General features: G+C 51.4%; 11 protein-coding genes and 2 rRNA genes (1 of these 13 only partly in view). 12 read left to right on the plus strand and 1 reads right to left on the minus strand.

Going from position 1 to position 15,676, the window contains the following annotated elements; all coding sequences use genetic code 11:
• Positions 1-1,405: ribosomal RNA gene (locus tag ACL02P_RS21440) — 23S ribosomal RNA — on the plus strand (it extends 1,526 nt beyond the left edge of the window).
• A 233-nt stretch (positions 1,406-1,638) separates the two neighbouring features.
• Positions 1,639-1,755: ribosomal RNA gene (rrf, locus tag ACL02P_RS21445) — 5S ribosomal RNA — on the plus strand.
• Positions 1,756-2,105: 350 nt separating this feature from the next.
• On the opposite strand, the gene ACL02P_RS21450 is transcribed toward rrf, so the two are convergent.
• Positions 2,106-3,155 (minus strand): CotH kinase family protein, encoded by a 1,050-nt coding sequence (locus ACL02P_RS21450; RefSeq protein WP_412838043.1) that lies wholly within the window; start codon positions 3,153-3,155, stop codon positions 2,106-2,108.
• Between the two features lie 252 nt (positions 3,156-3,407).
• Between ACL02P_RS21450 and ACL02P_RS21455 the strand changes: the two genes are divergently transcribed.
• The 10 genes from ACL02P_RS21455 to ACL02P_RS21500 all read left to right on the plus strand — a co-directional run bounded on the left by ACL02P_RS21455 (position 3,408) and on the right by ACL02P_RS21500 (position 15,455).
• Entirely contained in the window at positions 3,408-3,833 is a 426-nt protein-coding gene (locus ACL02P_RS21455) for a hypothetical protein (RefSeq protein WP_412838044.1), read from the plus strand.
• A gap of 26 nt (positions 3,834-3,859) precedes the next feature.
• Positions 3,860-4,879: a hypothetical protein gene (locus ACL02P_RS21460; protein ID WP_412838045.1), complete on the plus strand. Its 1,020-nt coding sequence runs from the start codon at positions 3,860-3,862 to the stop codon at positions 4,877-4,879.
• Between the two features lie 157 nt (positions 4,880-5,036).
• Positions 5,037-5,711 carry a hypothetical protein gene (locus ACL02P_RS21465; protein ID WP_009227113.1) on the plus strand — a complete coding sequence of 225 codons (675 nt, stop codon included), beginning with the start codon at positions 5,037-5,039 and terminating at the stop codon, positions 5,709-5,711.
• 14 nt (positions 5,712-5,725) lie between these two features.
• Positions 5,726-5,875, plus strand: a complete 150-nt coding sequence (locus ACL02P_RS21470) for a hypothetical protein (RefSeq protein WP_009227114.1) — start codon at positions 5,726-5,728, stop codon at positions 5,873-5,875.
• Positions 5,876-5,919: 44 nt separating this feature from the next.
• The gene (locus ACL02P_RS21475; protein WP_412838046.1) at positions 5,920-7,290 is read left to right on the plus strand and encodes an arsenic transporter; all 1,371 of its coding nucleotides are present in this window, start codon (positions 5,920-5,922) and stop codon (positions 7,288-7,290) included.
• Between the two features lie 187 nt (positions 7,291-7,477).
• The gene (locus tag ACL02P_RS21480) at positions 7,478-9,109 is read left to right on the plus strand and encodes a formate--tetrahydrofolate ligase (protein ID WP_412838047.1); all 1,632 of its coding nucleotides are present in this window, start codon (positions 7,478-7,480) and stop codon (positions 9,107-9,109) included.
• 171 nt (positions 9,110-9,280) lie between these two features.
• On the plus strand, positions 9,281-10,591 hold the full coding sequence (locus tag ACL02P_RS21485; protein ID WP_412838048.1) for an ABC transporter substrate-binding protein: 1,311 nt from the start codon (positions 9,281-9,283) through the stop codon (positions 10,589-10,591).
• Positions 10,592-10,728: 137 nt separating this feature from the next.
• The gene (locus ACL02P_RS21490) at positions 10,729-12,468 is read left to right on the plus strand and encodes a sensor histidine kinase (protein ID WP_260070701.1); all 1,740 of its coding nucleotides are present in this window, start codon (positions 10,729-10,731) and stop codon (positions 12,466-12,468) included.
• Between the two features lie 24 nt (positions 12,469-12,492).
• Complete coding sequence (locus ACL02P_RS21495; protein WP_009227119.1) at positions 12,493-13,866, plus strand: ABC transporter substrate-binding protein; 1,374 nt, start codon at positions 12,493-12,495, stop codon at positions 13,864-13,866.
• On the plus strand, positions 13,860-15,455 hold the full coding sequence (locus ACL02P_RS21500; RefSeq protein ID WP_412838049.1) for a response regulator: 1,596 nt from the start codon (positions 13,860-13,862) through the stop codon (positions 15,453-15,455). Before ACL02P_RS21495 ends, ACL02P_RS21500 begins: the two co-directional genes overlap by 7 nt.
• Positions 15,456-15,676: the final 221 nt, after the last annotated feature.

Here is a 15,676-nt window from a genome sequence, read left to right on the forward strand (position 1 = left end):
GAGGCTGGTGTGTAGGCAAATCCGCACACCGATAAGGCTAGGCTGTGATGGGGAGGGAAAATTTACAGTACCGAAGGTCATGATCTCACACTGCCAAGAAAAGCCTCTAGCCAGGAGAAGGTGCCCGTACCGCAAACCGACACAGGTAGGCGAGAAGAGAATTCTAAGGCGCGCGGAAGAACTCTCGTTAAGGAACTCGGCAAAATGACCCCGTAACTTCGGGAGAAGGGGTGCCTCGGTAGGGTGAATAGCCCGAGGGGGCCGCAGTGAAAAGGCCCAAGCGACTGTTTAGCAAAAACACAGGTCTGTGCGAAGCCGCAAGGCGAAGTATACGGGCTGACGCCTGCCCGGTGCTGGAAGGTTAAGGGGAGCGGTTAGGGTTTAGCCCGAAGCTGTGAACCGAAGCCCCAGTAAACGGCGGCCGTAACTATAACGGTCCTAAGGTAGCGAAATTCCTTGTCAGGTAAATTCTGACCCGCACGAATGGCGTAACGACTTGGGCGCTGTCTCAACGAGAGATCCGGTGAAATTTTAATACCTGTGAAGATGCAGGTTACCCGCGACAAGACGGAAAGACCCCATGGAGCTTTACTGCAGCTTGATATTGGACTTGGATACGATTTGTACAGGATAGGTGGGAGCCTAGGAAGCCGGAGCGCCAGCTTCGGTGGAGGCGCCGTTGGGATACCACCCTGATCGTATCTAGGTTCTAACCTGGTGCCGTGATCCGGTACGGGGACCGTGTCAGGCGGGCAGTTTGACTGGGGCGGTCGCCTCCTAAAGAGTAACGGAGGCGCCCCAAGGTTCCCTCAGAATGGTTGGAAATCATTCGAAGAGTGCAAAGGCAGAAGGGAGCTTGACTGCGAGACTGACAAGTCGAGCAGGGACGAAAGTCGGGCTTAGTGATCCGGTGGTACCGCATGGAAGGGCCATCGCTCAACGGATAAAAGCTACCCTGGGGATAACAGGCTTATCTCCCCCAAGAGTCCACATCGACGGGGAGGTTTGGCACCTCGATGTCGGCTCATCGCATCCTGGGGCTGAAGTAGGTCCCAAGGGTTGGGCTGTTCGCCCATTAAAGCGGTACGCGAGCTGGGTTCAGAACGTCGTGAGACAGTTCGGTCCCTATCTGTCGTGGGCGTAGGAAATTTGAGAGGAGCTGTCCTTAGTACGAGAGGACCGGGATGGACGCACCGCTGGTGCACCAGTTGTTCCGCCAGGAGCACAGCTGGGTAGCTAAGTGCGGACGGGATAAGCGCTGAAAGCATCTAAGCGTGAAGCCCCCCTCAAGATGAGATTTCCCCGTATGTAAGACCCCTTGAAGACGACAAGGTTGATAGGCCTGAGGTGGAAGTGCAGCAATGCATGGAGCTGACAGGTACTAATCGGTCGAGGGCTTATCCAAAAAACTCTACCCACCAAAGTGACGTGAAGCTTCGATGCTTAGTCCGAATACTTTGGCGGGGCCCGGAAAGGCAAACGCAGATGGAGTTTCGTATCCAGTTTTCAGGTGATCAAGCGCCTGAGTGAGAAAGGATTGATCTTTTCTCGCAGCGATTTTTAGCTGCATGCCTTTTCTAAGGTATGATCTTTTGCTGAAGCGGAAAGCGTGGAAGTAAAAGCAGCGCAAAAATCATGTTTGGTGGCAATGGCGGAGGGGTTCCACTCGTTCCCATCCCGAACACGACCGTTAAGCCCTCCAGCGCCGATGGTACTTGGACCGAAGGGTCCTGGGAGAGTAGGACGCTGCCAAGCAAAGACGAAAGAGCACTGCCGTTGATCGGTGGTGCTTTTTTTGTGTTTGACTTGTGCTTGCCCCGAGCTGGAAACCTGCAAAAGTACAGTTTTTTTCGGAGAAATCTCGATTTCTCGGTCAAAGCCTGCAAAAGTGCAGTTATTTTTCTCGATTTAGGTCAATTCGAGCAAATCGGCGCAAAAAGCCTGCACTTTTGCAGGCATTCCAGGCAAAACGGCCACTCCCCCGCAAAATAACTGTATTTTTGCAGGAATCGTGCAATCGCGTAGAGCGGCGTGTAGGGGCACGCGTGCAAATACCGAAAAGCGCGCCATCTCAGCCTACCTACCGTACCTACCTCATCCCATCACTACTTCTCAAGCTCGCGGAGCAAATATTCACGGCGTTTCGCGATATAATCCAGAATGACCTGACGGTCCGACAGGAGGATATCGGTGGAGTATTTACGCGTGGAATCCGCCATAAGCGCTGGCATCAACGAGGAGTGAAGTGAGTTAATGGTTGGAGCCAGCTGGTTCACCGTAAAATGACGCTCCAGAATCTCCTTCAGCGTATTGCGATACTGCCTCCGGACTGAGGGGAAGGAGAGCAGCTTTTGGGTCAGCCCGTTATACCCTTTGATCCGGACGTTGTCGATGTTGCTGAGCTTCCCGTAACTGTTTCTCCCCCAGGTTCCCTCGTAATCCCAAGGGCTCATTTGATATTTCAAGCTGCCCTTTTTGCGGAAGATCGCATAGTTTTGAGTAAAGCCGTCAAAGTTCCCGGTGCACACCGCCCCGCCTAACCAACGTAAATACTCCGGAACATCTAAATGCTTCTTCAAATAGGCCAGAAGGCGTTTCCCCTTGAGCGTATTGAGCCGTTCCACAAACCGCGAGATTCGTGCCATCTCCTGAGAGGTGCCAATCACCAGCTCGTAGCCGGAAGCAAGGTTGCGCTTGCGTTTTCCCCCCTCCCCAATCAGACGAAAGTTGGCATTGTTATTGATGGCATATAACAACGAACTCGTTTTCACTTTCCTTTTGGTAAAAAACGACCGATCTACCCCTTCAATCTCCAGATACAGCCCCTGATTTACTCCATTAATTACCAGATAAACATGTCTCGTTCTTGGACTCGGTACCCCTATTTTCTCAAAAAAACGAAAAGAGAGTGCGTTTCTCATCATGGTAGGGTCATCCCACTCCACGTTGTAATGGATGCTTCTGTGACCTATGCGAAGCTCGTAGGATTTCTTGTCGTAATAACGGGTGTGTCCACCCCGGTAACGGATTTTGACGTTCTCCTTAATGTTATCCGTCATCAGTAATGCGTTGGCGTATTGGTCATCCCATACGCTTTTTTCTAGCTTTGCTTGGTCTGACCGGCCGATTTGAAGCGAACGAACGGGGAACCTCAACCTGATCACCTTTCTTGCGGAAGCCTGCCGCATTTCACTTTAATATTCAGAATATGCAGGCAGTAGTCGGATGGTCCGCTTTAACCTAGGGCAACAGGGAAGTTTCTTTCTTTGATTCTTGTAGGCAATTCTACTTTAGTTACAGAAGTGGAAATTTATAGATGATAGATATCAGACTAGGACAAAGGTTAGTCATCGACATATGATGTACTACAATTCCCGCTAGGGGGCAAATGAAAGGAGGGGAGGAACGTGGCCTGCTACCAATCGCTGAGTCAATTAATGTATCTCATAGGTAAGGAAGTTTGTATTAATCGTGGTCAACCAGGTTTCATCATTGGCAGATTAGTAAGCATCCAGAATGATTATGTGGCAGTACAAACGAAAAATCGTCGCATACTCTACTACCATTCGGCTTATATTGACAGCTTGTCCGAAACGAGATGGAAGAGAGTCCCGACGAACTACAGTCAAGAAGTTGAAGTGATCATGGCGCCTCGATTTAATGAACTTCTCTCCAGCCTCCTGCACCATCAGATCCAACTAGATATTGGCGGGCCGCAAGTCGAGAAAGGGTGGCTTACCCGTATAACTGCCGATGAAGTTGTGATGGAAGTGAATGAGAGGAGTGTAAGGATCCCTCTCGAGCAAATTCGTTATACGGTTTGTGAATGTTAAGCAATTTATGGAAGGGGAAATGGGTTATGGCCTTCAGTCAAACAGGAAACGGCTATAGCAATTTACAAGGGAGCACCGTCCGAATCAATCGGGGTGGCCCGGATTCGGTTGAAGGAACTTTGGTAGGTTACGGATCGGATTACCTTGTCATTCTGGCCAAGGACGGCACGGTCTATATCAAAAACGCTCATGTGAAGAGCTTTAGTCAAAACTTGGGCACAAAAGGGAAAACCAAAGGAACGATGGGGAGAACAGGCCAATCCATTATTCGTTCGTACAATTTCGATGGCGTTCTTCGTGCCCTGAAACACCAAAAAGTGCAAATTAACCGCGGAGGCCCTGAGAAGATCGAAGGGATCATCTCGGATTATGGCAACGATAGTTTGACTCTCATTGTCAATAATGAACTCGTGCAGATTCAAAGCTATCATATCAAAAGTGTGACCGTGCGCAGCCGCTCCAGCAGCAACAATAATAACAACAATAGAAACGGAAATAACCGAAACAACAATGGCAGATCCAACAACAACAGAACGGGAGGGAGAACCGGCGGCAGAACCGACGGTAAAACCTCAGGCAGTAAAAGCGCCACCGTCTCTGGAGCTACAGGCGGCAGAACAAGTGGCGGTGGAGGTCGCGGCAGAACCGGCGGTGCGGGGACGGGCGGCAGAAACCGCACCCAGGGAAGAACCCAGGGAAGAGACCGCACCCAAGGCAGAGATCACACGCATGGAGACCATAATCATGGCGGAAACCACACACATGGAGACCATTCTCATGGTGGAAACCATACGCATGGCAGAGGAGGAGATTCTGCAACCGGTGGCAGAACCCGCACGCAAGGTAGAACGGGTGGAGCAGCTACTGGCGGCAGAACCCGCGGTAGAACTGGCGGCTCATCCACTTGGGGACGTATGGGTGGAGCTACTGGCGGCTACCGGTGGGGGACCAGAAAGACGAGCAGCAATGTGAAAAAGTCGAGCAAAAAACGGCAAGGAGGATCCTCCAAGGTATCCTCCAAGAAGAAATGGGATCCTTTTCTCTAAGAATGGAACGAAAGCCTTCAGTCATTGAGGCGGTGCCTGGGGCGCCGCCTTCTTTAAAATTTGGGAAAGGACCCGCTTATTCCAGTCGTAAGCGCCAAGCTCACAAATGGCTTGCCTCTCTCCCTCACCACGATGCTCATGATAAAGGAGGTATACGATGCCTATGCTAACTTCTCGCATCGGACAACATATCGAACTCACCATTAGCGGCAGACCACAACTAGACACAGGGCTCTTAATTGATGCAGGAGATGATATCGTCGTCATCTTCAGACAAGAGCGCTATTACTACATTCCAACGAAGCACATTCATCACTTCCGGGTTATTCCATCTCCTGAGAAAGATAATGAGGGAACCTTGTACGAAAACCCGCTGGAATGGGCAGCGGGAGAGTCGATTTCTTTTCGGAAAACGTTATTTAACGCCAGAGGCGTCTTTATGGAAGTTTTTCTGACGGGTGTTCATACGCTTAGCGGTTATCTAACCAGCGTCATGAACGATTACCTTGTATTCTATTCTACGGTTTTTCATACCGTGTATGTCCCATTGGATCATGTGAAGTTAATTATGCCTTATCCGGCCAACAAACCTCCCTTTTCTTTAGAAAATGAAAGATTAAACGTGAAGCCTACCGGTCTGACCTTGGCCCGAACGTTTGAGCAACAACTTAAAAAGATGGAAGGGAGTTTGGCGGTTCTCGATCATGGGGAAGCGCCGGATAAATTCGGGATCGTTCAATCCGTTGATCGAGGTTTGCTTTACCTTGTTTTAGCTGACGGGGAATCGGTGATATGGAATATTCAGCATATTAAGTCTGTCCATTTGCCTTAAGGGGGGAGTAGAAAATGGTTGTCCTTGTATTGATTGTACTTTCGGGGTTGGGACTCTATACGTTGTTAAAACCTTCGGTCAAGGAAGAAACGATTGCCCATGCTCCTGTTGTTGAAGTTCAGCAGGCTGAGTACGAATACCTTGGTCGTGTCAGCGGTAAATAATCGGCCGGCTAGAGCAGAAACAATTGGAGAATGGAGGTGGTCACTTGATAGAGCTTACAGCTGCAAGCTTAACGATTCTCGCATTTGTTCTAACCACCATCCTAATCTTGTGGCGCCCAAGGGGACTCAATGAAGCTTTCCCCTCCACGATCGGGGCTGTCATCGTCTTACTCAGCGGGACAGTGAACTTTTCCGATCTGCTTCATATCGGAGAGACCGTGAGCGGAGCGGCGATCACGATTATGGCGACGATTATTATGGCGCTTGTCTTGGAAAGCTTCGGTTTTTTTCATTGGGCAGCCGAGGGACTTGCTTACCGATCCAGGGGCTCCGGGATCCGCTTGTTTTGGTACGTGAACCTGATGTGTTTTTTAATGACGCTGTTCTTTAATAATGATGGCAGCATTCTCATTACGACACCGATATTACTGCTATTGCTAAGAGAATTTAAGTTGAAAAACCATCAGAAGATCCCTTATCTCTTATCCGGAGCTTTAGTGGCAACAGCCTCCAGCGCCCCGATCGGATTCAGCAACATCGTGAACTTGATTGCACTTAATATGGTTGGGATGAACTTATATACGCACACGATGATGATGTTTGTCCCTGCAATTTTAGGGTTGATTGTGCTGGTAGGTTTACTATTTCTCGTATTCTATCGTCAATTGCCGAAAGAGCTGCCGCCCAGATTGAGGGCACATCCGTTAAAAGCACCGCGATTAAGCCTTGAATCCGATGATGGGTTGGAGCAGGCTGCGCCGTATCGCGAGCCCTTGAAACAAGATACGAAATTTATGCAAAAAATATTGCTATTCGTGCTCATCGTACGCATCAGTTTATTTGTTGCCTCTTACTACGGGATTCCCGTAGAGCTGGCTGCTGTACTTGGCTCTTGTGTATTGCTAGGGTGGAGATGGTACCGTTTGAAGATTCCGCCATCAGATATGCTTCGCAAGGTTCCGTGGCATATTTTGGTTTTCGCTTTCAGCATGTATGTTATCATTTTTGGGTTACACAACATCGGATTAACGAATTTTCTCATTTCGCTTGTAAATCCTCTGATCCACGACGGCATGCTGAACGCCAGCTTGCTCATGGGAGGAGTTATGACGTTACTCTCCATATTTTTCAATAATCACCCTGCTTTAATGATCGGAACGATGACGCTCACCGAAATGCAGCTGGACCCTCTGACGCTAAAGATCTCTTATCTGGCTAGTGTCATTGGCAGTGATATCGGTGCATTGTTATTGCCGATCGGGACGTTAGCTTCGTTGATCTGGTTCCATCTTCTTAGAAAACATCACGTCAAAATTACATGGGATGATTACTTGAAAGTGACGATGATCGTCATCCCGCCTACGCTGATCTTCACACTGGTCCTCTTGCCTTTGTGGGTACAATGGATCTTATAAATCGAACAGGGGCCTGCAGCTTACGCCGAAGGCCCTTGATGTTTTTCCGAAGTAGTGCTGCAATCGGGATTCAGGACGAAATCCATCACGCATATTTCCATCTATTTCATGTACAATAAGGATAAATTCTTTCTATAAGATTTTCGGGATAAAAAAAGAACGAGATAGATGGAGGTAGCGGAGTGGAATGAAGCCGATATTGGAAGTAGCCGCATCGTGTGGAATTGCCGAACAACATATCGAATTGTATGGACGGTATAAGGGGAAAATAGATGCTAGCATCCGAGAAGAGTCTCGCAACCGGCCGGATGGAAAATTAGTGCTGGTGACCGCGATGAATCCGACGCCGGCTGGAGAAGGAAAAACGTTAACGACGATTGGACTAGCCCAATCGCTGAATGCCATCGGGCGGACAACCATTGCGGCGCTGCGGGAGCCGTCGCTTGGACCTTGCTTTGGCATGAAAGGCGGTGCAACCGGCAGCAATAAAGCGCAGCTGCTCCCTTCAGAGGATATCAACCTGCATTTTACCGGAGACCTGCATGCCATTACATCCGCGCATAATTTGCTGGCGGCGATGTTGGATAATCATATTTTTCAAGGGAATGCCCTGCAGATCGACACGGACCGGATCTTGTGGAAACGGGCCATGGACATGAATGACCGCAGCCTGCGGCAAATCGTCGTAGGACTAGGCGAAGGAAACGGGAGCGTGCACGAATCCGGATTTATGATCACAACGGCCTCCGAGGTCATGGCGGTGTTATGCCTCAGTGAGGATGCGCAGGATCTCAAGGACCGCTTGAGCCGGATGGTCGTGGCCCGGAACATGGCAGGCGAGCCGATCACCGCAGCGCAGATTGGCGCTGTGGATGCGATGACCGTCCTGCTGAAGGATGCGATCAAGCCCAATCTGGTGCAGACGGCGGAGGGAACGCCGGCAATCGTGCACGGCGGACCGTTTGCCAATATCGCCCACGGTTGCAGCAGCGTAATCGGTACGAAGACCGCTTTGAAGCTGGCGGATATCGTTGTGACAGAAGCGGGCTTTGGAGCTGACTTGGGCGCGGAGAAGTTCTTCGACATCAAATGCCGGCAGGCAGGTTTGAAGCCGGATGCAGCTGTATTGGTCGTCACGGTGAAGGCGTTGAAATACAACGGCGGAGCGTCTAAGACCGAGCTGGACCAGCCCAATATGGAAGCGCTGCGAGCCGGATTGCCCAACATGAAGCGGCATCTGGAGAACCTTCGCAAATTTGGGGTGCCGGTGATGGTCGCGATTAATCATTTTACCAGTGATACGGAAGATGAGATTGCGCTTGTGAAAGAGGAATGCGCCCAGTTGGGCGTTAAGGCAGAGCTGTCGGACGTTTGGGCGAAAGGCAGTGAAGGCGGCAGGGAGATGGCGTTGGCTCTGCTGGGCATGTTGGAGCAGGAGACCGCGCAATATACTCCGCTTTATCCCGATGATCTGGACCTCAAGGCCAAAATCGAGACGGTGGTTAGGGAAATTTACCGCGGCGAGGGCATCAAGCTAAGCGCCAAAGCGGCCGCCCAAATCGAGGAGCTGGAGCGGCAGGGCTTCGGCCGGCTGCCGGTCTGCATGGCGAAGACGCCGTATTCGTTCTCCGATCAGGCGAATCTGTTAGGCGCCCCTGAAGGATTTACCGTACAAGTCAAGGACGTTACCTTATCCGCAGGTGCCGGCTTTGTTGTCGTCCATACCGGTAAAATCGTCACCATGCCCGGGCTGCCAAAGCATCCGGCTGCGGAGCGGATTCATCTTGACGAACGCGGGCAAGTTGCAGGTTTACTATAAATATGGAAAAGAGCGTCCGATTCTTCACGGATTGAAGTGGAGAATCGGCTTTTTGTTGCCTGGGATCGGAAAAATTCCAACCTGAAATCGCAAAATTGCCTCCTCAAAAATCCGCGTTGATTTCGCTAGACTAAAGGTATAAATTCGGATGCAGGAAAGGAATCAACCGCAATGAAGAGAGGAAAATGGTTGGCTGTTCTGCCGGTTGCCGCCATGATGATTTCTTTGCTAGGCGCATACAGCGTGATCAATGCGGCGAATGATGAGGAGAGCATCGCTTCGGGCCTGACCAATGGCAGTCTAGGTTCCCCGATTGAGCTGACGTTCTGGGCGCTGGAAGATGCCCATTACGAAGCGCTGGCCCAGGAATATATGGCGGAGCATTCTAATATTCACATCCGATTCAGCAAGGCAACAGATTCAATCGAACAAGATGACCGCTTAGAGGCAGCCTTGTCCGCTGGGACAGAAACCCCGGATATTTTGATGTTAAATCAGGAGTCCATGCAGCGGTTGATGGATCAACCAGATCGGTTTTATAACCTATATGATTTTGGCGCGAAGAGCATCGAACAGAACTACCTCTATTGGGCGTGGAAGCAAGCGACTACGGCTGACGGTTCCTTTCAAATGGGCTTGCCGGCCGAGGTCCGTCCGACGGTGGTTTACTATCGCGCGGATTTAATGGAACAAGCCGGACTTCCAACCGATCCCGAGGAATTTAGCGCCGCGATCAACAAATGGGATAAATTTGCCGCCGTGGCAAAGCAGTTTACGAAGGAAACCGGAATCCCGTTTGCCGATTCGGCAGAATTAGTGTATAACGGCCTGCGCGACCAATCGACGGACGTGATTTACTTTAATAAGGTTGACGGCTCCTTTATCGCGGACACGAATCCGCAGGTGAAGAAGGCGTACGATTTTACGGTAACAGGCATTCAAGAAGGATGGATTGGCAGCTGGGCACTTGGTTCTCCCGAATGGGAACAAGCGATTCGCGAGGGGAATGTAGGCGTCATTCTCGGCCCAACCTGGATGGAGGACAAGATCCGCAGCGCCAAGGCGACAGCCGGCAAGTGGCGGATTGCGCAAATTCCTGAAGGCTCCGGCAGCTGGGGAGGCTCGTTCCTGACGTTGCCGAAGGAAGGGAAGCATCCGAAGGAAGCTTACGAGTTTATTACCTGGTTAACCAACAAGGAGCAACAGTTGAAGTCGTTTCAAGCCAACGGGCAGATGCCATCAATTCCGTCTGTCTATAACGAGCCGGCTTTCCTGGCCGAAGAAGATGAGTTTTTTGGAGGACAGGTGATCTCGGAGGCTTACGCCCGATCGGCGCAACGCGTCAAACCGTTCTACCGTGGTCCGCGGTTTGAGCAAGTTGATTTGAAGCTCAAGAATGCGCTCCAGAACGTGCTTGAGAACAAAGCGAATCCGCATAAGGAATGGGAGAAAGCCATCGCAGCTGCTAGAAACGATGGTTGAACATAGGTCATGAAAGGATACGTTAAAACAGATTCGCAAGGGGCTTGCCTCTTGCGAATTTCGCTTTGTCGAAAGGTGCAAGGGAATCTGCTGGGGTATGAAGAATAATAGAGTAGGAGAAACATAGGAGGAACGAAATGAAGCTTCGTCGAAAAATCTTGCTGGCTATTATTCTTCTCGTCTTTATTCCCGTCATTCTGATGGGCTCCATCTCGTATTACAGCTTCTCGCGGGCCATGGAGAATAAATCGAATACCTTCTATTGGGTCTCCTTGCTTGAAACCGACCGCAAGCTGAAGTTTGCGTTAAACGAGGTGACGACCGTCTCGAACTCGGCGATCGCGCAGCCATTAATCCAGCAGTTGGTGAAGCAGCCGAACTTTGCGGTGACCTATGAGCAAAAGCAGGACATCAACAACCTGATCAACCACCCGATGATTACATCGTTTGGCCTGTATTCCAAGGACAAACTGCAGTACCAGTTTAATGAGGCGATGTCCCTTCAGGAATTGAAGCAGCAAAGCTGGTATGGGGCGATGGAAACCGCCGAAGGCCGCCCGGTTTGGGTAGGGCCGGGGGAGAACGGTTCGGCCGCCTCCGGGAAGCCGGTGCTGATTCAAGCCCGATTAATTAAGGATTACTACTCTCTGGAGGATATCGGCGCGTTAGTGATTTACGTGAAGCCAGATATTTTGGATCAAGTGTTTTGGGATGCTGTGACGCTAAAGCAGGGCGATATCTTGCTCGTGAACAAGCAGGGGAATATCGTGTTCGACAAGTCCGGCTCGTATATCGGAGAGCGCACGGAATTTCCTTTCCTGACCCAGGAGGAGCCGGAAGGGAAAGGGTATTATACCACCAAATATCAAGGCGAACCCTCGCTGATCACCTACTTGCCTTCACATAACAAGGACTGGTATCTTGTGGCCATTACGCCCAGTAAGCTGATCGCTTCGGAATCGAACTCGATCCGCAACATCGCGATTGTGTTGGTGCTGGTGTCGCTGATTTCGGCCTTTCTGTTCGACCGGTTTTTCGTCCGTCGATTGGTGCGCAGCATCATCGGTGCGGTTAACGGGATGAAGCGGGTGCAGCAGGGGATATTTGTGCCGATTACCTCTTCCGTGCGCAGCGAAGACGAAACGGATTTGCTCGTCGATGGCTTTAATCGGATGAGCACGCAAATCTCTGAGCTGATTGAACAGGTAGAGACCGAGCAGGCAAGGAAGAAGGAGTTCGAGCTTCAGGCGCTGGTTGCTCAGATCAATCCTCATTTTATTTATAACTCGCTGGAATCGATCAATTCGCTGGCGGTTTTGCAGGGGAACAAGGAGATCAGCAAAATGGTGGTCTCGCTCGGCAAGCTGCTGCGCATCAGCATTAGCGAAAACCAACAACTTATTACGCTGGCCATGGAAATGGAGCATGTGCGGCATTATCTGGATATTCAGAAGTTCCGCTTTGAGGAGCAGTTCGACTATCAGATCGAAATCCCCGAGTCGCTGAAACACTATTTGACCCAGAAGCTGATCGTCCAGCCAATCGTGGAAAACGCGCTGTACCATGCGATCGAGCCGATGAAGGAAAAAGGGCTGATCTCGATTACAGCGAAGGAAGATGACCGGGATATTATGATCGATGTGACGGATAATGGGCCGGGCTTCAGCTTGGATCGGCTGATGAATTTGTGGAGCAAGGACGAAGGCAATAAAAACTACCGGGGAACCGGGGTTGGACTTCGAAATGTGCATGAGCGGTTGCGCATCCGGTTTGGCAGCCGCTACGGCATCCTGATCTGTTCATCTCCCGGACATGGCTCGACCATCCGCATCCGCATTCCGAAGCTTCTCCACGATTCGGCAGCGGCGAAACGATAACGACGGAGGAAGGAGGCGGTTGACATGAAAAAATGGTTTTTGAACTGGGGCTGGATCGCCGTCTACGCCGTAGTGCTGGCAATCTCCGTGTTGATCATCGCGGGCGCCGGTCACGAGCCAATCGAGGAGAAGCAGACCGAGAAGGTCACTTTAACCTTCCGCCACTTTTGGATTAAGGAGCATGACCGGCAGATGCTGAACATCGTCGAGGACGTTGTGGCCAAGTTCCAAGAGACGCATCCCAACGTCAAGGTGAACTTCGAGGGAATGGACCAGACCGTCCACCGCGAGCAGAAGCTGAAGAGCGAAATGGTTACCGGGACGCCGCCCGACATGTTTGTGTTGTTTGGGGGAGCTGAAATCGAGCCTTACGTCCGCTCCAACCGGCTGATGGACTTAACGGATTTCGTAGAGGAAAATGGGCTTAAGCAACAGTTTCAGGATTTGCATTTATGGACCTTCGACAATCATATTTACGGGTTGCCGATTGAAGGGAATGCGGAGCCGCTGTTTTATAATAAGGAAATCTTTAATGACTTGGGCTTGGAGCCTCCGGAGACGCTGGAGGATTTGAACAAGGTTATAGACGTGTTGACCGTTCACGGGATCACGCCGTTTGCGCTGGGTAACGAGGAACGCTGGCCGGCGGCTATCTTCGCCCATTATTTGATGGACCGGTATGCCGGTCCGGGGCTGATCAATGAGCTGGTGCAAGGCGACGAGTCGTTAAGCTTTCAGAACCCCTATTACTGGAAAGCTTATAAGCAATTGAAAAGTTGGATCGATGAGAACGCCTTCTACGAGCCGGCCAACGACCTGTCAACGGAGGAAGCCATCGAACGGTTCACCAGCGGTGAGGCGGCGATGTACCTGAACGGGAGCTGGGACATCAACCTGTTCCACAACGAGAAGGCGCCGGCAGGCTTTCAGAATCAGGTCGGCGTGATCCCGTTCCCGTCGCTGACGGAGGGGGGCAGCCGCTCGATCGCCGGAGGGTATACCATCGGAATCGGATTATCCTCCAATCTGGAGGAGGCCAAGTGGGAAGCGGCGCAGGAGCTGCTGAAGGCTCTTTATTCCGAAGAGGTGCAACGGCGTATCGTTTATGAGGCTTTGCGTATTCCTTCGATGAAGATTACGTATGACTCGGAAAAAACGGGACCGGTGTTTGCTCAAGTAGTTGAAATGATGGAACAAAGCAGCCAAAGCTTTGTCCCTTACGATAACGTGCTTCCTCCCGAGGTAAATAAAACGTTCCTCAAGGTACTGGAGGAAATGATCAGCAAGCGGACGAAGCCCGAGGAGGCGTTGGAACAGATTCAACAAACGTCGGCGCAATATTGGCAGCTTCGCAGAAGCTCGTTGCCGGCGGAGACGGCTGGAGGTGCAGGATGGTAGCACAAGGTGAGAAATATCGGGTCATTTTGGTGGACGATGAACCGGTGATTTTGCGAAGTTTGCGAGTCGCCGTGCCCTGGGAGGAACTGGGCCTGGAAATCGTCGGAGAAGCGCGGGGAGGCGAAGCAGCGCTGGAGCTCATCCGCGAGCTGTCCCCGCATATGGTCATCAGCGACATTCGCATGCCGGGGATGGACGGAATCACGTTGATGAAGGAAGTGTTGGCGGAGAATGCCAATCGGCTGTTTATTTTCGTCAGCGGCTACGGGGAGTTTGAATATGCCCGCGAGGCGTTGCGGGAAGGAGCGTTTGATTATCTGCTGAAACCGATCGACCATGACGAGCTGATCGAGATGATCCGGCGGGCGAAGAGAACGTTGGAGAAGCGGGCGGAGAACGATAAGCTGCTGCACTCGGTGCAGGTGTTGTCGATGCTGGCGAGGGAGCGGATGTTTGCCGAATTTATCGAAGGCAACCAGAGCCAAAGTCATCTGCAGCATATGCGCTGGCTGGAGAACAGCGAGCTGATGCAGGACTATTTTATGGCGGTGATCCAACTGGATCATTTCGTCAAGCTGAACGAGCAGTGGTCGCCGGAGGAGCGGCGGCTGTGGTTATTTGCGGTGCGCAACATTTTGGGGGAATGGTCGGTGGCGCATGGGGCGCTGACGATGTTCCCTTTTCACGCAGGGGAATGGGTGTTGCTGTTCCCGAGTACGCTCTCCAGCCAGAAGGAGGAGCTGGGCAGCGATGCCGTCCGCCAGATTCAGCTCTATACCAAGCTGTCCTGCTCCATCGGGTTCAGCCAAACGGCGGCGGGGCTGGAGCGGTTGAGCGAGGCGTACCAAAGCGCCATAAGGGCGTTGTATCAGCGGTTTTACAGCGACCGGGCGGGCGTGTTCATCGATCAACCGAGCCGGGAGCCCGGGGCCGATCGGGAGGCCAAATATCCGAAGCACCTGGAAGCGGTGCTCCTGGACAGCATTCGGACGCTGAACCGGGAGCGGCTATTGTCCGCATTGGATGAAACGAAGCAATATCTCGAAGAGCAGGCCTTCTCGAAGGAAGCCGCCGAGCGGATGATCGTGGAACTGACAGTGGTCATGTTCCGGCAATACGAGCAGATGCACCTGCTGTCAGAGTGGTCGCTGGAAGGCTTGCTGCAGGAGCTGCAGTCCCTCGGAACATTGAGTGAAATGATCGGGCTGCTGAAAGCGAACTTTGGCCGGTGGATCAGCGAAAGCCGCGAGAGCCAGATCAAGGACAACGTGCAGAATGTGATCGCCAAGACGCAGGAGTACATTTTAAGCAACTATCATAAGGACCTCAGCATGGAGGAAGTCGCAGAGCGCGCCGATTTGAGCATCAGCCATTTTTGCTTGCTGTTTAAGCAGGTGACCGGCTACACGTTCCTCGAGTATTTGACGGAATGCCGTATCGAAAAGGCCAAGTATATTCTGAAGAACAGCCAAGTCAAAGTGTACCAAGTCGCCCCGATGGTAGGTTATCAAGCCCCGCGTTACTTCACCCAGGTCTTTAAAAAAGTAACCGGCATGACGCCAACGGAGTATAGGGAGGCAGGGGTGTAGGGTGTATGGGGGGGCAGTAGCATGATGTCCTGCCTCGCTCGGTTGTCCCGATTCCTGCAAAAATACAGTTTTTGAGTAACTTTTATCGTAAAATAGCAAAAAACCTGCAAAAGTGCAGGCTTTTTGTTCGTTTAAAGCGAAATTGCGGATTTTCGAGAAAAATAACTGCACTTTTGCAGGCATTTGCTCAAAATAGCCATTTTGGCTCGAAAAAAGATGTA

The organism is Paenibacillus sp. MB22_1 (genome assembly GCF_047200555.1).
In the GTDB taxonomy this organism is placed as follows: domain Bacteria; phylum Bacillota; class Bacilli; order Paenibacillales; family Paenibacillaceae; genus Fontibacillus; species Fontibacillus phoenicis.